Origin of the sequence: Mediterraneibacter glycyrrhizinilyticus (assembly GCF_015560805.1) — a bacterium.
Classification (GTDB): Bacteria; Bacillota; Clostridia; order Lachnospirales; family Lachnospiraceae; genus Schaedlerella; species Schaedlerella glycyrrhizinilytica_A.
In genome coordinates this window covers 115,602-142,509 of the sequence record NZ_JADMSO010000005.1, presented here as the reverse complement: position 1 = coordinate 142,509, position 26,908 = coordinate 115,602, and the positions used below count along the sequence as shown (strand labels likewise).

The window sequence follows — 26,908 nt, the reverse complement described above, 5'->3', positions numbered from 1 at the left end:
TGCCCTCTCCTACACTTCAAAGATCAGATCGCCGTAAGACGGCATCGGCCATACTTCCTTATCGATGATCATTTCCAGCTTATCAACCGGAGCTCTCAAAGCCTCCATCGCCGGAACGACTTCCGAATGGTAAAAGTTCGCCTGCTCCGGACCTTCTTCTTTTCCGGCAGCCTCTTCCGTCAGTTTCACGAGCACCTGGAGCGCTTCTTTCGTCTCTTTTAGCAGAGCCGACACTTCATTCAGGATCTCCAGCTGTACGCTTGCATCCGCGCCCGCCGCTTTCACCGAGTTGATCGTATCCGCAAGTGTCTTCGTGTAACCGATAAATGCCGGAACAAACTGCTTGCTCGCCATGTCGATCATTGTGCGCGCCTCAATATTGATCGCTTTCGCATAAGCCTCATACTGGATCTCGGCACGGGATTCCAGCTCCGCTCTCGTAAAGACATTAAACCGCTCAAATAATTGCACGGCTTTCTCTGTCGTGATCGCCGGGATCGCTTCCACCATGGACTTGATGTTCGGAAGACCGCGGCGTTCAGCCTCTTTTACCCATTCTTCGGAATAACCGTTTCCATTGAAGACGATCGCCTGATTCTCTGTCGCGTATTCCTTGATCAGATCATGTACCGCCTTGTCAAAATCATCTGCCTGTTCCAATACGTCGCAGGCTTCCGCAAATGCTTCCGCAACGATCGTATTCAGCACGATATTCGGGTTTGCAATGGAATCTCTCGATCCAACCATGCGGAATTCAAATTTATTTCCCGTAAATGCGAACGGCGACGTTCTGTTTCTGTCCGTTGCGTCTTTGTACAGATCCGGTAGTGTTGTAACTCCGGTCTGCAAAGTGCCTCCTTTCAGACTGTGGGTTGCTTCTCCGGTACTGATCAGCTGTTCCAGAACATCTTCCAGCTGCTCGCCTAAGAATACCGAAATGATCGCCGGAGGCGCTTCGTTGGCTCCGAGTCTGTGATCGTTTCCCGGATCTGCCGCCGACTCACGGAGCAGATCTGCATATTGATTTACCGCTTTCAAAATACAGGTCAGCACAAGCAAAAACTGTGTGTTTTCATGCGGCGTCTTGCCCGGTTCCAGCATATTGATCCCGTCGTCCGTCACAAGCGACCAGTTGTTATGCTTTCCGGAACCATTGACTCCGGCAAACGGCTTCTCATGCAGCAGACACTTCATTCCATGCTGGCTCGCCACCCGCTTCAATGTCTGCATCACGATCTGATTGTGATCCACCGCGATATTGACTTTCGTGTAGATCGGCGCCAGTTCATGCTGTGCCGGAGCCACCTCGTTATGCTGGGTCTTTGCGGAAACACCAACTTTCCAGAGTTCAATATTGACGTCGCGCATAAACGCCGCGATCCGCTGGCGGATCGTGCCGAAATAATGATCGTCCAGTTCCTGTCCTTTCGGCGGCATTGCGCCGAACAACGTTCTTCCGGCATAGATCAAGTCTTTTCTCTGCAAAAATTTCTCTGCATCCACAAGGAAATATTCCTGCTCGGCTCCGACAGACGGCGTTACTTTTCTGGATGTTGTATTCCCAAACAACCGGAGCAGACGCAAGGATTCCTTATCGATCGCCTCCATGGAACGAAGAAGCGGCGTCTTCTGGTCGAGCGCTTCACCGGTATAAGAACAAAATGCAGTCGGAATACAAAGTACCGCCCCCGATGCATCCTGTCTTACAAATGCCGGAGAAGTGCAATCCCATGCCGTATATCCTCTCGCCTCAAATGTAGCGCGCAGTCCGCCCGACGGAAAGGAAGACGCATCCGGCTCGCCTTTGATCAGTTCTTTTCCCGAGAAACTCATCAGCACCTTGCCGCTCGGCAGCGGTGCGGAAATAAAAGAATCATGCTTCTCGGCCGTCACTCCGGTCAACGGCAGAAACCAGTGCGTATAGTGAGTTGCCCCTTTCTCGATCGCCCACTCTTTCATCTCATGCGCGATCACATCAGCGGTCTCGAGATCGAGCTCTTTCCCCTCTTCAATGGTCTTTTTCAGATTCTTGTAAATCTTTTTCGGCAGACGTTCCTGCATCACCGTGTCATTGAATACATTTTCACCGAAAATATCCGTAACATTGATCAATTCTGTACCCATAGTCCATCCTCTCTTCTTCATAGCATTCACAGCAGATCAAAGACTGTTTTCTATGAAAAAAGGGTATTCCACTTAACTTGGAACACCCTTGTTCTGCTTTTCGCTTGTCAGTATAGCGCAACATTTTGAAAAACGCAAGTATAAATTTTAACAATTCACCTATAATTATTCAGCTTTTCCGATAGATCCGAAAAGTTCCATCTTCTCTTTTACTGTTGCGATGATCGCGTCTGCGCCCGGTTTCAGAAGTTTTCTAGGATCGAATCCTTTTCCCTCCAGATCTTTTCCAGCCTCAATGTACTTTCTTGTAGCTGCCGCGAAAGAAAGCTGACACTCTGTGTTCACGTTGATCTTTGCAACACCCAAATCGATCGCTTTTTTGATCATCTCTTCCGGAATTCCTGTACCGCCGTGAAGTACGAGCGGCATATCGCCTGTCAGCTGCTGGATCGCATCCAGAGTCTCAAAGCTGAGTCCCTCCCAGTTTGCCGGATATTTTCCGTGGATGTTGCCGATTCCTGCTGCAAGGAAGTCAATTCCAAGATCAGCGATCATCTTACATTCGTTCGGGTCTGCGCATTCGCCTTTTCCTACAACGCCGTCTTCTTCTCCGCCGATGGATCCTACTTCTGCCTCGATGGACATGTTGTTCTCATGTGCGATCTTCACAAGTTCTTTTGTCTTCTCCACATTTTCTTCGATCGGATAATGGGAACCGTCAAACATAATGGAGGAAAATCCTGCTTCCACACATTTCAAACATCCTTCGTAGCTGCCGTGATCTAAATGAAGCGCTACCGGAACTGTGATATTCAGTTCTTCGAGCATTCCGTTTACCATACCTACTACTGTTTTATATCCTGTCATATACTTTCCCGCACCCTCTGATACTCCAAGGATAACCGGTGATTTACACTCTTCTGCTGCTGTCAGGATTGCCTTTGTCCACTCAAGGTTGTTGATGTTGAACTGTCCTACTGCGTAATGACCTGCTTTTGCTTTCTGGAGCATTTCTTTTGCTGATACTAACATAATGTTTCCTCCTATTCTATGCTGCCGTGCCCCCTATTAGACACGGAAGTGTTTTCACTTGTTTTATTATAGACTATAAAATGAAAAAAGACAATCGCGGTTTACGAGTTTTTTCATATACTGGTAGAAAGCGGCTGCTGTTTTCATCAAAACATAGGCAGGATGCATGCCTCTTGCGCCGCATATTTTAAAAAGAAAGGATCTGTAACTATGCCTTACTCTATTATGCTCGACGCCGGTCATGGGGGACGTGACCCAGGCGCGGTCTACAACGGACGGCAAGAAAAAGACGACACGCTTCGCCTCACCCTCGCCGTCGGGGAAATTCTTCAGAACAACGATATTGATGTCGAGTACACCCGCACGACCGACGTCTATGAATCCCCTTATCAGAAAGCGATGGAAGCCAATGAAGCCGGCGTGGATTTTTTTGTGTCTATTCATCGAAATTCATTTCCGACCGACAATGCTGTTTCTGGTGTGGAATCTCTTGTATACAGCCTGTCCGGTATCAAACTGGAAATGGCGCAGAACATCAACGACCAACTGGAAAGTGTCGGCTTTGTCAATCTCGGCGTGAAAGCTCGCCCGAACCTCGTCGTCCTGAAACGAACAAAAATGCCCGCTGTCCTTGTGGAAGTCGGTTTCATCAATTCCGACACGGACAATCAACTGTTCGACAATAACTTCGACGACATCGCCCATGCGATCGCCGCCGGGATTTTAGATACATTCAATCAGTCTCCAGCTCCCGTTCCCGGCAACTACCGGGTGCAGGTCGGTTCTTTCCGGAATCCGGTCTATGCAAACCGCTTAGTCAACGAACTTCAGGCTCAGGACTACCCTGCTTTCATTGAGGAGGGCGACGGCTATTTCCGTGTCCGCGTCGGAAATTTTCCGAGTCTCGATGCGGCGGTCGATATGGAACGGCGCTTAAAACGTGCCGGATACGTCACATTGATCGTCTCTTCCTGAAACAACACTTTCACAAATAGGAACTCCCCAAAAGAATTCGTTTCTAAAAATTCCTTTGGGGAGTTACATTTAATATGATTTGTTTCCCGTCTTTAATTGAAAATGACTGACCATTTCTTTCATCTTCTGCGATTGCAAAGATAACTCTTCACTGGCGGATGCACTTCTTTCAGCCGTCGCCGAATTCGCATGGATTACTTCCGAAATTTGATTGATTCCGGTTGTGATCTGAGTCACTGAGGAAGCCTGCTGATTGCTGGCTGCTGAAATCTGATCGATCAACTGTGTAAATTCTTTCGATCCATTTACCGCTTTATCCAATGATTTTGCCGTTTCATTTACAATTGCTGTTCCATTTTCCACTGACTGAATTGATTTTGCGATCAACGCTGCCGTGCCTTTCGATGCCTCGGCACTTTTGCTTGCCAGATTTCGCACTTCATCAGCAACAACCGCAAATCCCTTTCCCGCACTGCCTGCGCGCGCTGCCTCCACAGCTGCATTTAATGCAAGAATATTGGTCTGAAATGCAATATCTTCAATCGTCTTAATGATTTTTCCGATCTCATCGGAACTATGACTGATGTCGTCCATTGCCTCAACCATTTTTTGCATTTTCTGATTACTTAAATGCATTTCATTTCCAACCTTACCCACTTGTTCTGTCGCTTTCGCTGCAGTATCCGCATTTTGCCGAATCTGATCGGAAATTTCTTCTATTGCAAATGAAAGCTCCTGAATGGAACTTGTCTGTTCTAATGCACCTTGCGAAAGTTCCTGTGAGCCTGATGATACATTCTCTGCTCCGGAAGCCACCTTATCAGCACTTTCGCTGATCTGAAGAACTGTATCACTTAAACGCTCTGCAATTTTTCTAAACGAAAGAAGAAGCGGATGAAAATCGCCAATGTATTCTTCCTCACATTCTGTATCTACCGTAAAATCACCGGATGCCATTTTGCCTAAAAAGATATTTTCATCCTGAATGATCACTTTCAGCTTTCTCACTAACTCCCGAAAATGATTTGACAATACTCCCAGTTCATCTTTGGATTCATAGGAGATAGAAATATCTAAATTTCCACCTGCAATTTCAATGATCGCCTTTTCGATCTGTTTCAGTGGCATTACAATACTCTTCACAACTATGACACATGCGATTCCGCCTGCTACCGTAATTACGATCAGCAAAACCATCATACTTGTATTGGCTGCCGAATAAGTATGACTGCTTTCCTCACTGGCGAGAGTACTTCCTTCCATATTGTAAGAAATCATATTATTCAGCGCATCACTCATTGCATTATACAATTCAACTCCATCGCTGTTCAATTTTGCCAAAGCTGCTTCCGGATTTCCCTTTTCCACAAGCTTCAATATTTCCTGATCCAATTCTTTGTAAGAATTCCAGTCACTTTTCAAAATATCTAATAATTTTTCATCCTCTTCATTAAGTAATGTACTTTGATAAGATTTTAACAATCCTTCCATCGTGTTCATCTCTTTTTCAAGATACCCGATATTCGCGGAAATGTCTTCATTTATCTCTGCCGTTGATATGACAGTCTCATTCAATCGTATATTTGACATTGTCGTATTCATATTCCGTGCAGTACTCAGACTGGGAAGCCAGTTTTCTACAATTGTATGGTTTACATTATTCAAATTCCTCATTTGAAACAGCGACATACTTTGCACAGACAGCAGTCCAAACACTGCAATACCAATCAGTACATACAATTTCTGACGAATTTTAAGATTTTTAATTGTTTTCATAATAAATTCCCTCCCTGTAACAAATCATGTTCGCTCAAAAAATCTCGCCATACTCTTTGAATATCGGACTTATTTGTAAAAATATAAGTGATTTTGTCAATAAAATACATATTTTGTTTCTTTTATGTGGAGAATGTCAAAAAGGCAGGTGCAGAGTAGAAACTCTTTTGCACCTGCCAATCTATTGTCTTAATGATTTTTGATTTTTACGCGGTCAGTCCCTGCTCTTCGATCACTGCGATCACACGATCCACATGCTCTGCACAGATTTCATCGGTTGCAGCCTCCACCATCACGCGGATCACCGGTTCGGTTCCGCTCTCACGCACAAGGATTCTTCCGTCCTCGCCCAACGCTTTCGCCGCTTCTTCCACTGCTTTCTGCACTGCCGGATTCTCTCGCGCCGTTTTCTTGTCTTTTACGCGGACATTTTTCAGAAGCTGCGGATATATCTTGACTTCTTCACATAATTTGGACAGAGACTGCTTCTTCTCAAGAATCACTTCCATGATCATCAAAGAGGTCAGTATCCCGTCTCCGGTTCTTGCATATTTGCTGAAAATAATATGACCGGACTGTTCTCCTCCGAGAACAAATCCATTCTGCAGCATATTTTCGTAGACATACTTGTCGCCTACCGCTGTCTGCTCATATTTCATGCTGATCTTGTCGCACGCTTTGTAAAGTCCGAGATTGGACATGATCGTTGTCACGATCGTATTGCCTGCAAGACGTCCCTGCTCCATCAGATATTTTCCGCATACATAGAGGATCAAGTCGCCGTCCACAACGTTTCCTTTGTCGTCAACTGCGATACAGCGGTCCGCATCCCCGTCAAATGCAAATCCAACGTCCAGATTTTTCTCTTTTACAAATTCCTGCAGCTTATGGATATGGGTAGAACCGCAGTCGGTATTGATATTTAATCCGTCCGGCTCATTGCTGATCACATACGTTTTCGCTCCCAATGCGTCAAATACACTCTTTGCAATATTAAAGGAACTTCCGTTCGCGCAGTCCAGACCGACGCGCATATTTTTAAACGAGCGGGTCGCCAGAGAGATCAAATGTCCGATATAGCGGTTTCTTCCTGCCGCATAGTCGATCGTGCATCCCATATTCTCCCTTGTCGCCAGCGGAAGTTCTTCGATCTCGCCGTCGATATAAGCTTCGATCTTTGCTTCCACTTCCGCTTCCATCTTGTGTCCTTTTCGATTGATCACTTTGATCCCATTATCATAATATGGATTGTGGCTTGCGGAGATCATGATTCCGCAATCAAAATCTTCGGTGCGAACAACATAAGACACACTCGGTGTTGTTGTTACATGGAGAAGATACGCGTCCGCTCCGGATGCCGTCAGACCTGCCGCCAATGCATATTCAAACATATAGCTGCTGCGTCTCGTATCTTTTCCGATCACAACTCTCGCCTTATGATCTTCCTGATTGAAGTACCATCCCAGATATCTTCCTACCTTAAATGCATGCTCCACAGTCAGGACTACATTCGCCTCACCGCGGAAGCCATCTGTTCCAAAATATTTTCCCATAATTTCCTCTTGCCTCACAATCTGCCGGTTCTTTTTTCTGTCGCCGGCGCTGTCATTGATTTACGAATCATTCCCATTATATTCTTTTTTATGAACAGATACAACATTTTTTTGAAAAGGCTAAACTGAACGTTTAGAAAAGTCCTACTATACAAATGTCTCAATTTACGTTAAGATAGCAATGAAAGCTCTTATTTTTTCGCGGTTCTGTATAAATTTTTTACTGATTTCGGAGGTATTTTTTTATGATAAAATTAGTCGCAAGTGACTTAGACGGCACATTGCTTCAGGGGGGAGCTCAGTCCCTCTCACCACGTTCGGAAGATCTGATCCGCAGATTAACGGAAAAGGGGATCCATTTTGTAGCAGCCAGTGGGCGCCAATATGATAATGAACGAAGAGTTTTTGCTGCGCTTCACGATGACATTTCTTATATTGCCGAAAACGGCTCTGTCTGTATCCATCAGGGCGAGGTGATCTCGCGCTCTACGATCGATCCGGATCTCTGCCGACGAATCCTTGAGGAGATCAAACGGGAGGGCAACTTTGAAGTCGTCGTATCCCGGGAAGATTCCTGCTTTATCGAAAACAACGACGAAGCCTTTGTCAATCATATCGTCAACGTCATGCACAATACGACGCAGATCGTCGACGACATCCGTGAAGTAGACGGTCCGATCCTGAAGATTGCGATCTGTAATATGAACGACGGTCCGCATATTGTTGATAAATACCAGAAGCATCTGCAGGATATGTTTTCATCGGAAATCAAGGTGGTAACATCCGGCAATATCTGGATCGATTTTATCGCACCGGGAACCAACAAGGGCGCGGCGCTCGAAAAGCTGATCAACCGGCTTGACATCAAACCGGAAGAATGTATGGCATTCGGCGATCAGTACAACGATGTAGAAATGCTGCAGTTCGTCGGCACAAGCTACGCAATGTCCAATGCCGCCCCTGGAATTTCCTATTATTCTACCTATGTTACCGACTCGGTTGACGATGTACTGGAAGATCTGCTGGCAACGCTTCCGTAATTCAAAACCCACACCGTTTTTCCTCATTTGATTCTGATTGCGGAAAACGGTGTGGGTTCTTTATCCTCTTTTTTAGTCTTCTTTCTTTTCGATGTCCATGATCAGATCTACTCTGCGCTGGTGGCGTCCGCCCTCAAACTCAGTATCGAGCCATGTCTCCACGATCATCTTCGCCAGCTCTGCACCGACAACACGTGCGCCAAATGCCAGAATATTACAGTCATTATGTGCTCTTGACATTTTTGCTGTAAATGGGTCGCTGCACACGGCTGCGCGGACTCCTTTCACTTTGTTCGCCGCAAGAGAGATTCCGAGCCCGGTTCCGCAGATCAGGATTCCTTTGTCCACTTCCCCGCTCACAACAGCACGTCCCACTTTTTCTCCGTAGATCGGATAGTCACAGCTCTCTGCTGAATTTGTTCCGTAATCTACAACTTCATGTCCGCGTGCTTCCAGCAGCTCGATGATCTCCGCTTTTAATTCCAATGCTGAATGGTCATTTCCGATTCCGATTCTCATTTCTGTTTCTCCTCGTATCGCAACGTCAATGTACAAAACATGATATGCCTTTTGTACACGGATGTTGTCTTTTACATATTTATTTTTACGCTTTCGAATTGTATTATACAAAAAAACCCCGGAACTGTAAAGTTCCGAGGTCTTATATGCTTAGATATTGTCTCTACGATCCTTGATTACTCAATGATCTTAGCTACTGTACCAGATCCAACTGTACGTCCACCTTCACGGATAGCGAAACGAAGTCCCTCTTCCATAGCTACTGGGTGAATCAGTTCAACAGTCATCTCTACGTTATCTCCAGGCATGCACATCTCGATTCCTTCCGGAAGATCGCAAACACCTGTTACGTCTGTTGTTCTGAAGTAGAACTGCGGACGGTAGTTGTTGAAGAACGGAGTATGACGTCCACCTTCATCTTTTGTCAGAACGTAAACCTGGCATGTGAATTTCTTGTGGCATGTAACTGTACCTGGTTTGATCAGAACCTGTCCTCTTTCGATTTCAGTTCTCTGGATACCACGAAGCAGAGCTCCGATGTTATCTCCAGCCTGAGCCTCATCAAGAAGCTTACGGAACATCTCGATACCTGTTACAACAGTTTTCTTAACATCCTCGTGGATACCGATGATCTCAACTTCGTCAGATACGTGAAGTGTTCCACGCTCTACTCTACCAGTTGCAACTGTACCACGTCCTGTGATAGAGAATACGTCCTCTACCGGCATCAGGAACGGTTTGTCTGTATCACGCTCTGGATCCGGAATGTACTCATCAACTGTGTCCATGAGTTCCATGATCTTGTCTCCCCACTCTCCGTGCGGATCTTCAAGAGCTTTCAGAGCAGATCCCTTAACGATCGGGCAGTCTGTGAATTCATACTCTTCCAGAACTTCGTTTACTTCCATCTCTACAAGTTCGATGAGCTCTTCGTCATCAACCATATCACATTTGTTCAGGAATACAACGATATACGGAACGTTAACCTGACGGGACAGAAGGATATGCTCTTTTGTCTGAGCCATAACACCGTCAGTTGCAGCTACTACAAGGATAGCTCCATCCATCTGAGCAGCACCGGTGATCATGTTCTTAACGTAGTCAGCATGTCCCGGGCAGTCAACATGTGCGTAGTGTCTCTTAGCTGTCTCATACTCAACGTGTGCAGTAGAGATTGTGATTCCACGCTCTCTCTCTTCCGGAGCTTTGTCGATGTTCTCGAAATCAACTGCTGCGTTTCCTTCAACTCTCTCAGACAGAACTTTTGTGATAGCTGCTGTCAGAGTTGTTTTACCGTGGTCAACGTGACCGATTGTACCAATATTACAATGTGGTTTGCTTCTTTCAAATTTAGCTTTAGCCATTTTGAATGTCCTCCTTGATTATAATCACCTTTTCAGGCTTTTTATTTGGTTCGCTTTTACTCGGCTAACTTTGATTATATTTCAAAGTCAGCCGTTTTTCAAGCCTTTTTATAAGATTTAGTCGTTTTTATTCGCCTTTATTCGCCAATACCTTTTCCTGAACAGACTTCGGTACCTGCTCGTAGCTCTCGAAGAACATAGAGTAGTTACCACGTCCCTGTGTTCTGGAACGAAGATCTGTGGAATATCCGAACATTTCGGACAACGGAACATACGCGCGAACGATCTTTCCGCCGCCGAGGTCATCCATACCCTCGATACGTCCACGACGGGAGTTGATATCACCGATGATATCTCCCATATACTCTTCCGGCATTGTTACTTCCACTTTCATGATAGGCTCAAGCAGAACCGGAGATCCCTGTTTCATAGCATCCTTGAATGCAAGGGAACCAGCAATGTGGAATGCCATCTCACTGGAATCGACTTCATGGTAAGAACCATCGTATACATTCGCATGTACGCCGACTACCGGGAATCCTCCCAGAATACCAGATTTCATAGCTTCCTCGATACCTTCGCCTACTGCCGGAATGTATTCTTTCGGAATCGCTCCTCCGACAACAGTAGACTCGAACTTGTAAGTCTCCTCGCCATTGACATCCATTGGCTCGAATTTAACTTTACAATGTCCGTACTGTCCACGTCCACCGGACTGTTTTGCATATTTGCTGTCAATATCAACCGGTTTTGTAATGGACTCTTTGTATGCAACCTGAGGTGCACCTACATTTGCCTCTACCTTGAACTCACGCAGAAGTCTGTCTACGATGATCTCCAAATGAAGCTCTCCCATACCAGCGATGATCGTCTGACCGGTCTCTTTGTTGGTATGTGCACGGAAAGTCGGGTCTTCTTCTGCGAGTTTTGCAAGAGATTCTCCAAGTTTTCCCTGAGAAGCTTTTGTCTTCGGCTCGATCGCGAGCTCGATAACCGGCTCCGGGAATTCCATGGACTCAAGGATTACCGGATGCTGCTCGTCACAGATCGTATCACCTGTTGTAGTGAATTTAAATCCGATCGCTGCTGCGATATCTCCGGCATATACTTTGTCCAGTTCCTGTCTCTTGTTTGCGTGCATCTGAAGAATACGTCCTACACGCTCTTTCTTTCCTTTTGTAGCGTTCAGCACATATGAACCGGAGTTCATTGTTCCTGAATATACACGGAAGTAAGCGAGCTTACCTACGAATGGGTCTGTCATGATCTTGAATGCAAGAGCAGAGAACGGCTCTTCATCAGAAGAATGTCTCACGATCTCGTTTCCGTCCATGTCAACGCCCTGGATAGCCGGTACGTCAAGCGGAGACGGCATAAATTCAAGAATCGCATCCAGAAGTTTCTGGACACCTTTGTTCTTGTAAGCTGTTCCGCAGCATACCGGAACTGCTGTACATTCACAAGTTGCTTTTCTCAGAGTTGCCTTCAGTTCTTCTGTAGACGGCTCTTCTCCCTCCAGATACTGCATCATCAGATCGTCGTCCAGCTCGCAGATCTTCTCTACCAGCTCTGTACGATACAGCTCTGCATCATCTTTCATGCTCTCCGGAATCTCTTCGATCGAAATGTCATCACCTTTGTCATCATTGTAGATGTAAGCTTTCATTTCAAACAGGTCGATGATTCCTTTGAATTCGTCTTCTTTTCCGATTGGAAGCTGAAGACAGATTGCGTTTTTACCTAATCTTGTTTTGATCTGTTCTACTGCGTTGTAGAAATCCGCACCCATGATATCCATCTTGTTGATGAATGCCATTCTCGGTACGTTGTATGTGTCAGCCTGACGCCATACGTTCTCTGACTGAGGCTCAACTCCACCTTTGGCACAGAATACACCTACTGCACCGTCGAGTACACGGAGTGAACGCTCTACTTCTACTGTAAAGTCAACGTGTCCCGGTGTATCAATGATGTTGATACGATGCTCCAGCGCGCCTGCTTTCGGCTTGCAGTTCTCCTGAAGTGTCCAGTGACATGTTGTAGCAGCGGAAGTAATTGTGATACCTCTTTCCTGTTCCTGCGCCATCCAGTCCATGGTAGCAGTTCCTTCATGAGTATCACCGATCTTATGGTTTACACCGGTATAGTACAGAATACGCTCTGTCGTTGTTGTCTTACCGGCATCGATATGGGCCATAATTCCAATGTTTCTGGTTCTCTCTAATGGATATTCTCTTCCAGCCATGGTTGCCTCCTAGAATCTATAATGAGCAAATGCCTTATTAGCCTCTGCCATTTTGTGCATGTCTTCTTTTCTTTTCACAGATGCTCCTGTGTTGTTTGCAGCGTCCAGGATCTCATTTGCCAGTCTTTCTTCCATTGTCTTCTCGCCTCTCTTGCGTGAAAACATGGTCAGCCAACGAAGTGCCAGAGCCTGTCTTCTGTCAGCTCTTACTTCGATCGGCACCTGGTAAGTTGCTCCACCGATACGTCTTGCCTTTACTTCCAGTACAGGCATGATGTTGTTCATTGCTTCCTCGAACACCTCGATAGCCGGCTTCTCAGCCTTTGCTTCAACTCTTTCAAATGCTCCGTATACAATCTTCTGTGCGATACCTTTCTTACCATCAAGCATGATGTTGTTGATAAGTTTGGTAACAACTTTATTGTTGTATATTGGATCCGCTAATACATCTCTCTTCTGAGTATGTCCTTTACGTGGCACGGTCCTTCCCTCCTTAATCATATTTTCCGGAATCCTCCGGCGGATTAATTCATCGGTACTCACATGTGTCCTCTATGCAAATGCACTTCATGTGCTCGTGGCCGCGTCAAGTACTTAAACTTACCCGCAACCTACGATCGTTCATAGTTCTGTTTGTGATACGATTTAACATATTAGTTACTGTTTGCTTAGAAAATAGTTCTGCCGAATTACTTCGCGTCTTTCGGTCTCTTAGCGCCGTATTTGGAACGAGCCTGTCTTCTCTTAGCAACTCCTGCTGTATCCAGAGTACCACGGATGATGTGGTATCTTGTACCCGGCAGGTCCTTAACTCTTCCTCCACGGATCATAACAACGCTATGCTCCTGCAGGTTGTGTCCTTCTCCCGGAATGTAGCTTGTTACTTCGATTCCGTTAGACAGACGAACTCTGGCGATCTTTCTCAGAGCTGAGTTAGGTTTTTTAGGTGTAGCAGTCTTAACAGCTGTACATACACCTCTTTTCTGCGGTGCAGATACGTTTGTCGCACGTTTTTTCAGAGAGTTGTATCCTTTCTGAAGTGCCGGTGCTGTAGATTTCTTCTCAGAAGTCTGACGTCCTTTTCTAACTAACTGGTTAAATGTTGGCATTCTTTTTCACCTCCTATGAATTCGATATCCCCGCTTTTTCAAAGTATTTTCCGAGCGGAGAGGGTTGCAGATAATCTTCATTATCTATGGTTTGGCGCACAAAAATACAATGCATTTTCATGCACGCTTGTTTAGTTTAGTACGTTTTTTCTGGAAAGTCAAGGGCTTTTTCCGAAATTTAAAAAATGATAGAGAAAAGGAACGCTCCTTTTTCCGGAACGTTCCTCTTAGGATTTCTTAATATGCTTTTCCCCAGTATACCATATGTTTCGCCGGTTTTCCGCAGCAGACACATACGTCTGACAGATGTTCCTGTTCCTCCGGGATGCATCTGGATGTCACACCGCCTGTCTGTTCTTTGATCATCTCTTCGCAGGCATCGTCTCCGCACCACATTGCTTTGATAAATCCGGTCTCTTTTTCTGCCGTCTCTTTCATCTCTTCCATATTAGTCGCCACATGAATATGAGAATCCAAAAATGCTTTTGCTTTTGTATACAGGTCTTTCTGGATCGTCTCAAGGATCTCGGAAAGTTTCGTGGTCACTTCGTCCATCGGCACAACGATCTTCTCTCTTGTGTCACGGCGCACAACAACAACCTGTCCGTTTTCAATATCTTTCGGTCCGATCTCGATACGCGCCGGGATTCCGAGCATTTCCTGCTCACTGAATTTCCATCCCGGACTCTTCTCTGAATCGTCGATCGCCGCACGGTATCCAGCCTCTTTCAATGCTGTGAGAAGTTCATTCGCTTTTTCCAGAACTCCCTCTTTATGCTGCGCAACCGGGATCACGCGAACCTGTACCGGAGCGATATGCGGAGGAAGTACAAGACCGCTGTCGTCTCCATGCACCATAATGATGGCACCGATAATTCTCGTGGACAGTCCCCAGGAAGTCTCGTAGACGCTGTGCAGTTTGTTTTCTTTATCAGAATAGCTGATTCCGTATGCATCTGCAAATCCGTTTCCGAAGAAATGGCTTGTACCGGACTGCAGCGCCTTTCCGTCGTGCATCAGCGCTTCGATCGTGTAAGTGTCCTGTGCTCCCGCAAATTTTTCACTCGGTGTTTTCTTTCCGGTCACAAGCGGGATCGCCAGATCCTGTTCTACAAAATCTTTGTATACGTCACGCATCTGCAGTGTACGTTCTTCCGCCTCCTCATAAGTCGCGTGGATCGTATGTCCCTCCTGCCACAAAAATTCTCTCGAGCGCAGGAACGGACGGGTCGTCTTCTCCCATCTCAATACGGAACACCACTGATTCCATACTTTCGGAAGATCACGGTAAGACTGTACAGTTTTGCTCCACACATCGCAGAACAACGTCTCTGATGTCGGACGGATGCAGAATCTCTCCTGAAGCTGCTCGGTTCCGCCATGTGTCACCCATGCAACTTCCGGCGCAAATCCCTCAATATGATCTTTCTCTTTCTGAAGCAGCGCTTCCGGGATCAGAACCGGAAGATAAACATTTTCTACACCGGTCTCTTTAAAACGCGCATCCAGATTTTTCTGAATATTTTCCCAGATCGCATATCCGTTCGGAAGATAATTCAGACATCCCTTTACTCCGGAATAATCACAAAGCTTTGCTTCTCTTACTACATCTGTGTACCACTGCGCAAAGTCCACATCTCTGGCTGTGATAGATTCTACTAATTTCTTTTCTTTTGCCATGATCTTTTCCTTTCTCTTCTTAATAATGAAAAACGCCGGTTCTTCTGCCCCTGACAAGGGACCGAAAATCCGGCGGTACCACCCTAATTGACCATATCTCATGATACGATCCTCTTTTCACCGTTAACGCCGGTTCTACGCCGTGCTTTCACCCGGAAGCTCCCAGACCGGTTCTATATATTTCCCGCATGAGACTCCCACCTGCCGTCTCTTCTCTGCGCCGGTTCCTACATATACTAATTCTGTTCTGCGCTTCTGTTCTTTATACGATGCAAAATTATCGGAAAACAAACTGCATTCCGCAAATCATCCCGTACACTTTGCTCTTGCAATTCTACCCGATTTCCATACAAATGTCAAGATGATCTAAGTCCGCAAAATTTAGTGAAAATTATCGAAGAAATGTAGTTGAAAACACATGAAAATGTAATAAAATGAAGTCTGTTCACATCACTTCAAAAGTGTTATACTTCTGATGAAATGGGGGTATGGATTATGAAAAACAAACTAAAACATTTCTTATTATTAACTGCCAGCACATTGATCATGGCAGTAGGCGTCTATTTTTTCAAATTTGCAAATAACTTTACATTCGGCGGGATCACGGGGCTTGCGGTACTGATCGCCAAGACCGGAGTCATGTCCGCCGGAGATTTCACATTTATCACCAATATGCTGCTTCTGATCTTGGGCTTTATCATCCTCGGAAGTAAATTCGCCGCGAAAACAGCTTACTGCAGCATCCTTTTATCAGTCGCGCTCTCCGCACTGGAACGTATTTTCCCAATGTCGCATCCGCTTACCGATCAGCCGATGCTCGAACTTTGCTTTGCGATCGCACTTCCGGCACTCGGATCCGCAATTTTATTCAATATCGGCTCTTCCAGCGGCGGCACCGATATCATCGCAATGATCCTGAAAAAATATTCCAGCTTTGACATTGGAAAAGCGCTTCTCGTCACCGATATTTTGATCACGATCGCCGGATGTTTCGTCTTCGATATCGAAACCGGACTGTATTCATTCCTCGGACTTGCGATCCGTTCTTTTATGATCGACACGTTCATCGAAAGTTTCAACCTTTCCAAGTATTTCAACGTTGTCTGTGACCACCCGGAACCGATCTGTGACTTTCTGACCCACGAACTGCACCGGAGCGCCACTGTCTGTCAGGCGCAAGGCGCATTTTCCGGAAAAGACAAGTACATCGTCTTTACCGCATTGAATCGTCCTCAGGCTGTAAAACTCCGCAACTTCATCAAAGAAAACGAACCGGAAGCATTTATCTTGATCTCCAACACAAGCGAGATCATCGGAAAAGGATTTCACAGTGTGTAGGATGCCCCGATTGCTTGAAACCACGTTGCACTTCCAGCATGAAGAAAAAGGCGAACATCACGGAATACTTTCGTTGTGCTCGCCTTTTTCCCTGTCTTAAAATTCCCGGCATTTTGCCGTCAATCAATACTTTATCCCTGCACCTGAAGAAGCTTCTGTTTCAGATCGTTCTCCATCTTCTGCATCTCGATCTCAGCTTCTTTTCGTTTCTGGCGTCCCTCCTGCTGGATCTTCAGCACTTCATCCAGCGTAGAGATCAGCGATTCATTGGTCGCTTTCAGAGTCTCCATATCTACAATGCCGCGCTCAGATTCTCTCGCCGTCTCCAATGTTGCCATTTTTAATTTCTCTGCGTTCTTTTTCAACAATTCATTCGTCATATCCGTCACTTCCCGCTGCGCCTGCGCTGCCTGTGCGGAATGTTCCACACCGAGCGCAAGAACCATCTGACTTTTCCAAAGCGGGATCGTGTTGACGATCGTAGACTGGATCTTCTCAACCATCGTTGTATCGTTACTCTGTACAAGCCGGATCTGCGGCGCTGTCTGAATCGAGATCTGCCGGGTCAGTTCCAGATCATGGATCTTCTTCTCAAACCGGCTGCACATAGATTCCAGATCTCTTGCCGCCTGTGCGTCCTCCGCCGCTCCCGTTGTCTGCGCGCGCCGGATCATCTCTGCCAGCTTTGTTGTACGCACCTCATTGAGCTTCTGCTTTCCTGCAAGAATATACATCGTCAGTTCTTTAAAATAAGTCAGATTCAGTTCATACATCTTATCGAGAAGCGCCACATCCTTTAAAAGCTGAACCTGATGTGAATCCAACACTTTCACGATCTGATTGATGTTCGTCTCCGCTTTGGCATATTTTGCTTTCATCGCATTTACTTTATTGCCGGAACGTTTGAAAAATCCAAGGAATCCTTTTTCCTCTTCTTCATCAAAATCTTTGAGTTCTTTTACAACGCCCGTCAGAAGTTCCCCGATCTCCCCCATATCTTTTGTCCGTACATTTTCCAGTGCGTTCTCGGAAAAGTCCGCCATCTTCTTCTGAGTTCCCGCGCCGTACTGCAGGATCATCTGCGAGTTGGTCAGATCGATCTGCTGTGCAAACTGCATCACCGTCTGCTTTTCTTCCGGCGTAAGAATCGCATCGTCCATCACAGGATCCTGCTTTTCTGCCGGCACCGCCGCTTGTTTCTCTTCCTGAAACGGATCCAGTGTCAATGTAGGTGCCGTCGGCATATTTTCAAATTCGTTCGTCATCGTATCTTCTTCCTTTCCCGGTTTTGCTTCTTATTTAAAATCATCTTCTGTCAGACCTTCCTGTGCAAGCATTGTATTCAATACGGAAATATCCGACGAAACATCCCATGCTTTCTCTTCAAACAGACTGTCCAACAGTTTTTCAAACGCCGTATTCAAAGTGTCCAGTGTCTTTTCAATTTCCTGCTTGGATGAGAGAATATTCGCGCCCTGGATCGGCTGTGCATCCAGATCTTCATATGCCTCCAAAAGCTTCACCGTTGTCGGAAGATAATAGGTCATCAGCCGGTGCAGATCTTCTACCGACTCCGGTTCCTGTTCCACCCGGTCAAATATCTTATCCACCAACATTTCCATCCGTGAGATCTTTGCGGAGATCTCTTCTCCCGGGATTGCTTCATTACATGCATGGATCTTCTGAATATACGCTTCACCGCTTCGGATCACTTCCCGAACTTCAGGCGTCAGCTGCGGATTCCGGCTGCCGGATGTTTCCCGCTTCCTCTGCGCTTCCGCCTCTTCGCGTTTCCTCTGTTCTTCCTGTTCCTTTGTCCGCTTCATCAAATCTGTATACTGATGATATGATTGATTACTGATCATCAGACAAGTACGCTGTTCATCCAGATGCCCTTGTCTAAACCATCCTTTTTCTATCAGATATTCCAGATCTTTTACAACAAAGCGTCTGGATTTCTTCACTTCTCTTTCCAGTTCTTCCAGATTGCAAAACTCTCTTCCTGCAAGTGTACGGATATAAGAGCGGAACCGCTTCACTCTTCCGAGCATTTTCGTTCCAAGCCCCGTCAGAACTCCGAACGCAGCTGCCGGAATCCCGCAAAACAGAACTGCTCCCAAAATCAGAAATCCCGTTTCTTCCATAAATAATCCGGAAATCCCCATCGCAAGCCCCGTCACCAAGAACACGCCTGCTGCCAGACAGCCAACTACGGAAAGCAAGATTCCGGCTGCCCGATTTCCGGTTACAGAACGGTAATATTCTGTCGGCACCGGTGTCTGTTTCTCGCCCACAGTTCTGTTCGCCGTATATTTTTGAAACGCTCCATTCGTATCCGAATTTCTGTTTGCATATCTGTCTGCCGACTGATTCATATGTTGACCGGTCGCATATTTACCGTCGCGATTTGCCGATCGCCCTGTGAATCGATCCGACGGATTCCCCTGATACCGATAGCCTCCGCCTGTGTTATATTGATTCTCCTGCTGCCGCGAACGCATATTCCGGTTCATTGCATCTCCGGCGTTTTTCACAGTATGTGAAAAATAATCTACCGCTCCGTTTACACTATCCGAAATCGTCCGGTTCAGCATACTGTAATCCCGTGAATCGATCGCTTCCTGCACATTTCTTAAAATCTCTTCACCGAATCGTTCCCAATCCTGATTCGCCATCTTTTCCTCCTGCTGTCTGTCCTGTATTTTCCAATAAAACTTGACCATTCAAACCTTTTATATGATAATCAGTTTAGACAGATTACAGTAAAAAGTCAAGACAGGAGACCTTATTTATGAAACCGGATATTTTATATGAAGACAACGATCTGATCGTATGTATCAAACCTGCCGGGATCCCTACACAAAGCAGCCGAATCGGCACACCGGATCTGGTCAGTATTTTAAAAAATCATCTGCACACATCCTCTGTTGGAAATCCCCACCAGCCTTACCTTGCCGTGATCCATCGTCTCGATCAGCCTGTGGAGGGGCTCCTTGTATTTGCCAAAAACCAAAAAACCGCCGCTTCCCTGAACCGTCAGCTCCAATCCGACGGATTCGGCAAACATTATCTGGCATGGCTTTGCGGTTCCTTACCGAGCGACGAGGGGGATCTGATCGATCATCTGGTAAAAGATGGGCGTTCCAACACCTCCAGTGTCTGTACAAAAGACACACCGGGGGCAAAAGAAGCTCGTCTTCATTATAAGGTGGTTCAGCACCGTGAAAAAACATCACTTGTTGAGATCACCCTCGATACCGGGCGGCATCACCAGATCCGTGTCCAGACGGCTCACGCAGGATGTCCGATCCTCGGCGACCGGAAATACGGGAACTCCGGAATCCATTCCTCTTCGTCCTCGTCAGCATCCTCACTGCCGATGCCCCGTCAGCTTCAGCTTTTCGCCTGGCGTCTGACATTTATTCATCCGACGAGCGGCAGAAAGATGGAATTCAAACTTTCGGACGAGCGGCTTCCGTTTTGAAGTTTGCAGATTCACTTTTATTACTTTAAAAATCTTATCTTCACACAGCGGGAACAATTCCCCTGTGTGATCTTGCGGGATTCCGTGTCATTTCTCCCCGCCTAAAATTCTTTTTCGCGAAATGCTTTCATTCTCCTATAAAATGTTGATCTGGATAAACCGGTAATTTCCAACACCTCTTCCAATTCCAACTTTCCGTTTTGAAACTTTCCGATCAGATCGATCAACAGCTCCTCATCCACTTCCTTTCGCTTGCGACCTGCATAAACCCCCTCTTTTTTTGCTCTCTCGATTCCCTTTTTTTGTTCATTTTTCCGGTTTTCTTCATCCATCTGATACATCCTGTAAAAAACAGGAAGCAGCGCCTGATAATCTTTCACTTCCAGATCCACAGATTCTTTTCGGGAGATCAAATGCACACCGTAGTGCATCAGCCGGTTCAGCTGTTTCGTACATTCCTTTGAATTTCGTCCCACAACACGCAGATCCGGCACTTCAATAATATCCCCATATTGACTGTCTTCCAGAACCTTTCTGAAAACTTCTCTTTCTGAAACCGACGTTTTTTTTCTTTCATCCCGTGCTCTCTCAACGATCAGATTGTCAATCGCTGCCCGGAGGTTCGTCCGTATCAGCCATTCAAGACGATCGTAATAATCGAGTCCCACACTCTCAAGCAGCTCCCATAAATCTTCTCTGCTCTCCCCCGGCGTCCGTTCCGTTATAAATACCGGGACGTAGTTTACCCTATAATAATGTTCCAACCGCAGCTCCATATCAATTCCCGGAATCCCCTGAAATACTTTTGGCGACAGTACATCGATAATATCCCAGAACGGAGAAATGATATATTGAAATTCTTCATTTTCAAAACTTTCATAATCGATTCTTGCCACCTGGATCTTTTCTCCCGATGCAGTCACAGCCTTGATAATACCGCTGTTACGATAAGATGGCTTTTCAAGAATCGGCGTCGTATATGTCCCGCCGTCTCTTCCCGACATCGTTCTGTTTCTCCTCACACGTCTCACTCCATTCCTCGTATCTTGCTATTTTCCGGTCAGCATCCGATATGGTTCCTCCAGCATTTTCTCGTATCTTACCCGAAGCATCGTTAAATAAAACGTCTTCCGCAGTGCTGAAATACCGTCTGTTTTTTGTATAAAACGCTCCACATCCGCAAAGGAAATCCGTTCATAAACACGCATCAGCTCCCGATTGCATTCCTCATAACTTAAACTGTGTATCACTTCATAATAGGAACTCTTTTTTCCATCCAGAAGAATCTGTGAAGTCGGGAACTGAAAGATCCGTCTTTCGATTTCCTCTTTGGAATCTAAAACAGCCTGTATTTTTTCATCCGTATTCAGCTTTGGAAACAAGGAAGATCCATTATCATAGACCGGCGCCATGCAATATTTTCCATTCTTTTTCAAAAATCCCCAATTTGCCCCATGGCGATCAAAATTCCCGATCCATGCATCCACAATATACATTTCCCAAAAATACTCTGCCGTCAACGCTACATCGGTCAGTTTCACATTATCCGATAACATCCGCATAATATCGTCATATGAATATTGATAAAGTCTTCGATCCTGCTCCAGTGTACTCTCTCCCACATCATTGAACGGTACAAAAATCTCATCTTCACCGATAAAGTCTTTCATTACAACAACATTGCATCCGTCACATGTTCCCAACAACGTCTGCTGTACTTCCACCCCTGCAAGTGCAAAGATATGAGACCCTAAGTATTCCGAAACATGGCTGTACGTCATTCCCATCGGAGAGTTTTTGGCATACTTCACAATGTAAGCTTCCCCGTTGATCAGGATTCCTTTTTTCCGCTCTGTCCCTGAATAATATCTTCCGCTTGACGGATATCGTGAATAATCCATTTTCCTCACGCGCCTCCTTTTCTGTCACTGTATCACCCTATCCCTTTTATGTCAATAGAATATATTTTAATTTTGAGATTCTCTGCTTTTTCAAAAATACTCTACTCTTCCATTTCGCTTCATGCTACAATATAAAAACAATATTCCCTAGGAGGTTACCGCATGAAGTTCAAGAAAAGTACCGTTATTTTTCTTTCTGTTTTTGTAGTTTTTCTATCCGGAATGTTAACATTTTATTTCTGGTATGAAAGTAAATGCGTCAAATTTCAGGATAAAAACATGGCAGTTCAAACACTTTATCTTGTAGACTCCAAACGAGGAAAAGTTCTGAAAAAGGAAGCCGAACAGATCACAAGCATCTATACGACCGATCCCGACGGAAGATTTATAACGCTTGAAGATTTAAAACAATTCCCGAATCTGACCCGTTTGAGCCTGACATACGATACAGAAGCGATGACGGACGAAGAGAAAGAGGATCTAAAACAATTACATCCGAAAAACGTACAGATGCTCTCAGAGACACTTCCGGATCTGCCGAAACTAAAAGAATTGGATCTTACTTATTTTGACTATTTTGAAAATGTAGACTTTCTTTCAGAATGTGATCAGATTGAGACTTTGGAGATCCGATATAATAAAATCCAAAATATTGACGGCATAAATGGTATGAAGAATCTTCATGTTCTCGATCTAAGGGCAAATCCATTTACCGATCTCACCCCTTTGACGGAACTGGATAATCTGGAAATTCTGATTCTGGATATGGTTCCCGCGAAAAATCCGGAAGTGCTGAAATCTCTTCCATCTTTGAAAATGCTCGTCCTCTCCCCGCAGGATCCGGGACAGGAGATTGTTTTGAATGAATTGAAAAATCAAGGCGTCGCTGTTTACAATGAATACAATCAGGAAGCTTACGATAAGAAACTGGAGCTTCTCGGTCGTGAGAAGATGGGAAATGAAATTTGAATGCGAAGCAGAATAAGGAGGACCAAAGCCATTCATCCCAACGATGACCGCCCCGGTCCTCCTTATTCTTATTTCTTCTTATTTTCTGTTATTTCTTATTTTTCTCTTTTCTACTTCAATCCCAGTTTCTCCATCAATTCTTCCCGGATCCGATATGCGCTGTATTCCATCGGGATCTCATAATCGTCTCCCGGATCGTGGATCGACTCCCATACCTGATTGAAGAATTTGCTCTTCTTCGCGATCTGTCCCGGTTTCCAGGAATCTTTCAGACATTCCGGACACCAGTGTCCGCCGTGAAGCACTGCGTTGACTGACATCATAAACTCATGACCGTCCGCGCATTTCCATTTGATCGGTGTATAAATATCCGGAACTTCCTCTGCCAGACACTCGCCGCCACGGAACTCGGCAGCTTTTTTCAGATCATCCAACGTCAGATTTTCCAGACCTTTTGATTCGTCATATCCATGATCAAGATACGTCTCTTCCTCGCTCGGATGATGCAGATCATATCCATCGTCAAACGCCTTGATTTCTTTCTGCTGCTCTCTGGATCCGAAGAACGCTTTGATCCAGTTCTCCTCGTTATTTTCAAACATCCAGTAAGTTCCCATCCGTTTGCTGCCCACTTCTTTATTATGTGCAAACATCTGCTCCGCGGTCGGGAATCCTGCACGGATCAGCGGATTTGCCGCCATGCGCCGCATTTCTTCACGCACGCCGGCCCAATACTGGTCTGCCGGGATGCACCGGAAATGTAAAATATCGTCGAGCAGATCGGAATCGGTATAATAATGACCGTGGAAATTGTATTTCGCCATCATTCGGGAATCCTGCACGTCTTTTAATCCCATGCCGAATGCGCCTAAGTTGATATCCATCAGTTCCCATGTGGTCAGTCGGTAATCTTTACCGCTGGACAGGTTGTATGCCTTTCTCCAGAAGCTTTCCGGTACCCAGTCTTCACACAGGTTTGCCATACAGATTCCGGATTCGATCGCGGTACTCCACTCCAGCACGTTGTTCGGCGGCTGATGTGTCACGATCGGCAGATCTCCGGCTTCTTTCGCGCTCGGATGCTGTCCGGTCTGACGGATGGATACCCAGTGTTTCAGTCCGCTGTCAAATACAGACCACTCGGAAAATACTTTCGATAATCCGTAGTAATCAAAGATCGACGGATTGATCGGATCTCCCACACGTCCGAACTGGATCGGCTCCAGACGTTGTCCGGTCATTGCCACCGTTGCGACATACGCGAAATGTACGGCATCCGGATCCGGCTGTGCTTTGATCGCCTTGATGATATTTAACGTAGATCCGATGTTTGTCTTCAATGTATCTTCCGGATAGTCATCTGCCATCGGAGATACCATCGCGCCGATGTGCAGCACATAGGAAGCTCCTGTCACGCATTTCAAAATGGTATCGTAATCTGCCATATCGCCCCATACGATTTCCAGTGCCGGACACATATATTTCTTCAAAAGAGCTTTGTTCTTCGCAGAAGCACGTGCAAGGATCCTTACTTTAAACCGGCTACTCCGAGCCAGAAGCTGTTTCATCGTCTCCTGTCCCATCTTTCCGGTCGCTCCGGTTACGAACACGATCTTTTTCGGCTTCACTGCGTCTTTATGTACTTCCGGTTTATCAAATGTGATCGCCACGTCAAACGCTTCTCTTACCGCATCCAGCGCGCGTCTTGCAAGTCCCGCGTCTCCGACGGTAAAATATCCGCATCCGATTTCCAGGCTGGCTGCTTCCAATGCGCTTCCGTCTCTGGATCTGGAACCGACTGCCATCACCGCGTAATCACACGGATACGTCACAGTCTCGCCGTCCTTTGTACCGATGACCATACCGTCTTTGATCTCTGTCACCGTCACTTCCGTCACCGGTGTGATTCCCATCGCATAAACACTCTCTGTCACGCAAGTTTTTCTCGCGCTTCCCATATCTGCGCAGAACTCTTTGAGCATTTCCAGATCTGTCACTTTACAGCCTTTTTCTGCCAGATATTCTGCCACTTCCATACCGACCATACCGCCGCCGATCACGACCACGTTGCCGGATGCGGTCTGTGTTCCGTCCAGAACATCGTGAGAATTCAATACGAACGGAAGATCTGCTCCCGGAATATTCGGAATGATCGGGACCGCACCGATCGCATTGATCACCGTATGCGGGTGGATTTCCTTGATCAGCTCCGGCGTCACCGGTGTATTCAGGCGAATTTCCACACCCAGTTTTTCTGCCTGATGCGCCATCGCGATCACTGCCTGTTTCATCTCTTCTTTACGCGGCGCTTCTCCTGCGGTCCGGAACTGTCCGCCGAGACGATCGGTCGCCTCGCACAAAATCGGCAGATGTCCTCTCTGTTTCAATACGATCGCCGCTTCCAGTCCGGCGATTCCGCCGCCTGCGATCAGTACCGTCTCCGGTTTCTCGGCCGGCAGGATCTCGCATTCTTTCTCTCTTCCGACTGCCGGATTGCGAAGACAGGTGATATGCGGACAATCGGTATTGGCAAATCCGTCCAGACATCCCTGATCACATCCCACACAATAATTGATCTCGTCAAGCCGTCCCTCTTTTGATTTCGTTACAAAATCCGGATCTGCCAGCTGTGCACGTCCCATCACGACCATATCCACTTTATCCGCTTCCAGAATCTCTTCCGCAAATGCAGCGGTGTTGATACGTCCTACGCCGATCGTCAGCATTCCGGTCTCTTTACGGATCCGTGCCGCATTATCGATATTAAATCCTCTCGGCAGATCGATCGGCGGTACTTCAAATTTATTTCCTGCGGAAATAACATTTCCACGGGAAACGTCAAGCACATCAACGCCCGCCTCTTTTGCCATCTTACAGAATTCGATCACTTCTTCGATCGTCAGACCATTTTCCAGATAATCGTCATGCGCATCGATCCTCATAAATACCGGCATATCTTCCGGAATATTCGCGCGGACCGCACGGATGACCTCCAGCGGGAATCTGCTGCGATTTTCCAGGCTTCCGCCGTACTCGTCGGTTCGATGATTGATTCCGCCGGATAAGAACGAATGCGGCAGATAATTGTGCGCCATATGCAGTTCCACGCAGTCAAATCCCGCTTCTTTTGCACGGGCTGCCGCTTTTCCATAACATTCCACCACTTCGGCGATCTGCTCTTTTGTGATTCCCGGCAGCGTCAGTCCCGGTCTCATCGGCATATCGCTTGCAACGAGGATCTGCGCGGTCGGATCCATGCCGACACAGATGCTGCCCTGCCAGAGCTGCAGTCCTGCTTTACCGCCGTTCTCATGGATCGCATCCGTCAGCCGTTTCATCCCCGGTATATAACAATCCTCTGAAATAGAGAGGAATCCGCGCGGTGCGCTCGGCGAATGTACACTGCACACTTCCACGATACTGAGTCCTGTTCCGCCTTTGACTCTGGCAACATGATAATCGATCAACTGATCGGTCACATAACTGGTCTTTCCGGAAAACTTCGTTCCCATTGCCGGAAGTACAATACGGTTTTTCAATTCCATACTGCGGATTTTGATTGGCGTAAATAATTTCTGATACATCACATTACCTCCCGTTTTGATAAAAATAATTTCACGCTTCGTCTGCTATTGTTAATATATCACGTTCCCAAAGTGTACTGTCTATTCATACTTCCAACGATATTCCCCCGACATTTTTATGCATTTTTAACAAAAACCGAACATGTTTTATGCTATAATAAAGAAAATCTATCACAAAACAGTTCCGTAACGGAACGCTTTCATTTTATAGATCG

General features: G+C 46.1%; 20 protein-coding genes and 1 other annotated feature. Of the genes, 5 read left to right on the top strand and 15 right to left on the bottom strand.

Translation table 11 applies throughout. The features are described from left to right. Positions 1–9: 9 nt before the first annotated feature. Both I2H87_RS06920 and fba read right to left on the bottom strand, forming a co-directional pair. The gene (locus I2H87_RS06920) at positions 10–2,124 is read right to left on the bottom strand and encodes a glutamine synthetase III family protein (protein ID WP_195609585.1); all 2,115 of its coding nucleotides are present in this window, start codon (positions 2,122–2,124) and stop codon (positions 10–12) included. 165 nt (positions 2,125–2,289) lie between these two features. After that, positions 2,290–3,156: a class II fructose-1,6-bisphosphate aldolase gene (gene fba / locus I2H87_RS06915; RefSeq protein ID WP_195609584.1), complete on the bottom strand. Its 867-nt coding sequence runs from the start codon at positions 3,154–3,156 to the stop codon at positions 2,290–2,292. A gap of 210 nt (positions 3,157–3,366) precedes the next feature. Here fba and I2H87_RS06910 point away from each other — a divergent pair, with 210 nt between their 5' ends. Then, the gene (locus I2H87_RS06910; protein ID WP_054703361.1) at positions 3,367–4,131 is read left to right on the top strand and encodes an N-acetylmuramoyl-L-alanine amidase; all 765 of its coding nucleotides are present in this window, start codon (positions 3,367–3,369) and stop codon (positions 4,129–4,131) included. A 69-nt stretch (positions 4,132–4,200) separates the two neighbouring features. Here the strand turns inward: I2H87_RS06910 and I2H87_RS06905 are convergent, their stop codons facing one another. Beyond that, the gene (locus I2H87_RS06905; RefSeq protein WP_195609583.1) at positions 4,201–5,907 is read right to left on the bottom strand and encodes a methyl-accepting chemotaxis protein; all 1,707 of its coding nucleotides are present in this window, start codon (positions 5,905–5,907) and stop codon (positions 4,201–4,203) included. Positions 5,908–6,113: 206 nt separating this feature from the next. Continuing rightward, positions 6,114–7,460 (bottom strand): phosphoglucosamine mutase, encoded by a 1,347-nt coding sequence (glmM, locus tag I2H87_RS06900; RefSeq protein WP_054703360.1) that lies wholly within the window; start codon positions 7,458–7,460, stop codon positions 6,114–6,116. Positions 7,461–7,705: 245 nt separating this feature from the next. Here glmM and I2H87_RS06895 point away from each other — a divergent pair, with 245 nt between their 5' ends. After that, complete coding sequence (locus tag I2H87_RS06895; RefSeq protein WP_054703359.1) at positions 7,706–8,500, top strand: HAD family hydrolase; 795 nt, start codon at positions 7,706–7,708, stop codon at positions 8,498–8,500. 72 nt (positions 8,501–8,572) lie between these two features. On the opposite strand, the gene rpiB is transcribed toward I2H87_RS06895, so the two are convergent. The 6 genes from rpiB to proS form a co-directional block, all read right to left on the bottom strand. Beyond that, the gene (gene rpiB, locus I2H87_RS06890; RefSeq protein ID WP_009266661.1) at positions 8,573–9,019 is read right to left on the bottom strand and encodes a ribose 5-phosphate isomerase B; all 447 of its coding nucleotides are present in this window, start codon (positions 9,017–9,019) and stop codon (positions 8,573–8,575) included. Positions 9,020–9,195: 176 nt separating this feature from the next. Continuing rightward, positions 9,196–10,383 (bottom strand): elongation factor Tu, encoded by a 1,188-nt coding sequence (gene tuf / locus I2H87_RS06885; protein ID WP_009266662.1) that lies wholly within the window; start codon positions 10,381–10,383, stop codon positions 9,196–9,198. 127 nt (positions 10,384–10,510) lie between these two features. Then, positions 10,511–12,628, bottom strand: coding sequence for an elongation factor G (fusA, locus tag I2H87_RS06880; protein WP_009266663.1), 2,118 nt, complete (start codon positions 12,626–12,628; stop codon positions 10,511–10,513). Between the two features lie 9 nt (positions 12,629–12,637). Further along, positions 12,638–13,108, bottom strand: coding sequence for a 30S ribosomal protein S7 (gene rpsG, locus I2H87_RS06875; RefSeq protein ID WP_054703370.1), 471 nt, complete (start codon positions 13,106–13,108; stop codon positions 12,638–12,640). 209 nt (positions 13,109–13,317) lie between these two features. Then, on the bottom strand, positions 13,318–13,737 hold the full coding sequence (gene rpsL, locus I2H87_RS06870; protein WP_009266665.1) for a 30S ribosomal protein S12: 420 nt from the start codon (positions 13,735–13,737) through the stop codon (positions 13,318–13,320). A 237-nt stretch (positions 13,738–13,974) separates the two neighbouring features. Continuing rightward, the gene (proS, locus tag I2H87_RS06865) at positions 13,975–15,417 is read right to left on the bottom strand and encodes a proline--tRNA ligase (protein ID WP_044954649.1); all 1,443 of its coding nucleotides are present in this window, start codon (positions 15,415–15,417) and stop codon (positions 13,975–13,977) included. A 53-nt stretch (positions 15,418–15,470) separates the two neighbouring features. Further along, positions 15,471–15,676 (bottom strand) — a binding site (T-box leader). Between the two features lie 236 nt (positions 15,677–15,912). Here proS and I2H87_RS06860 point away from each other — a divergent pair. Beyond that, entirely contained in the window at positions 15,913–16,755 is an 843-nt protein-coding gene (locus I2H87_RS06860; protein WP_009266667.1) for a YitT family protein, read from the top strand. Positions 16,756–16,886: 131 nt separating this feature from the next. Here the strand turns inward: I2H87_RS06860 and I2H87_RS06855 are convergent, their stop codons facing one another. Beyond that, a complete protein-coding gene (locus I2H87_RS06855) occupies positions 16,887–18,020 on the bottom strand; it encodes a toxic anion resistance protein (RefSeq protein ID WP_009266668.1) in 1,134 nt (377 codons plus the stop codon). A gap of 30 nt (positions 18,021–18,050) precedes the next feature. Next, on the bottom strand, positions 18,051–19,430 hold the full coding sequence (locus I2H87_RS06850; RefSeq protein WP_195609582.1) for a 5-bromo-4-chloroindolyl phosphate hydrolysis family protein: 1,380 nt from the start codon (positions 19,428–19,430) through the stop codon (positions 18,051–18,053). A gap of 116 nt (positions 19,431–19,546) precedes the next feature. Here I2H87_RS06850 and I2H87_RS06845 point away from each other — a divergent pair, with 116 nt between their 5' ends. After that, positions 19,547–20,239 carry an RluA family pseudouridine synthase gene (locus I2H87_RS06845; protein WP_195609581.1) on the top strand — a complete coding sequence of 231 codons (693 nt, stop codon included), beginning with the start codon at positions 19,547–19,549 and terminating at the stop codon, positions 20,237–20,239. A 101-nt stretch (positions 20,240–20,340) separates the two neighbouring features. Here I2H87_RS06845 and I2H87_RS06840 read toward each other — a convergent pair whose 3' ends face one another. After that, positions 20,341–21,261: a recombinase family protein gene (locus I2H87_RS06840; RefSeq protein WP_117549728.1), complete on the bottom strand. Its 921-nt coding sequence runs from the start codon at positions 21,259–21,261 to the stop codon at positions 20,341–20,343. Positions 21,262–21,288: 27 nt separating this feature from the next. Then, entirely contained in the window at positions 21,289–22,140 is an 852-nt protein-coding gene (locus I2H87_RS06835; RefSeq protein WP_195609580.1) for a HipA domain-containing protein, read from the bottom strand. 279 nt (positions 22,141–22,419) lie between these two features. Between I2H87_RS06835 and I2H87_RS06830 the strand changes: the two genes are divergently transcribed. After that, positions 22,420–23,109 (top strand): leucine-rich repeat domain-containing protein, encoded by a 690-nt coding sequence (locus I2H87_RS06830; RefSeq protein ID WP_165853400.1) that lies wholly within the window; start codon positions 22,420–22,422, stop codon positions 23,107–23,109. Positions 23,110–23,219: 110 nt separating this feature from the next. Here I2H87_RS06830 and baiCD read toward each other — a convergent pair whose 3' ends face one another. Then, complete coding sequence (baiCD, locus tag I2H87_RS06825) at positions 23,220–26,693, bottom strand: bile acid Fe-S flavoenzyme BaiCD (protein ID WP_195609579.1); 3,474 nt, start codon at positions 26,691–26,693, stop codon at positions 23,220–23,222. Positions 26,694–26,908: the final 215 nt, after the last annotated feature.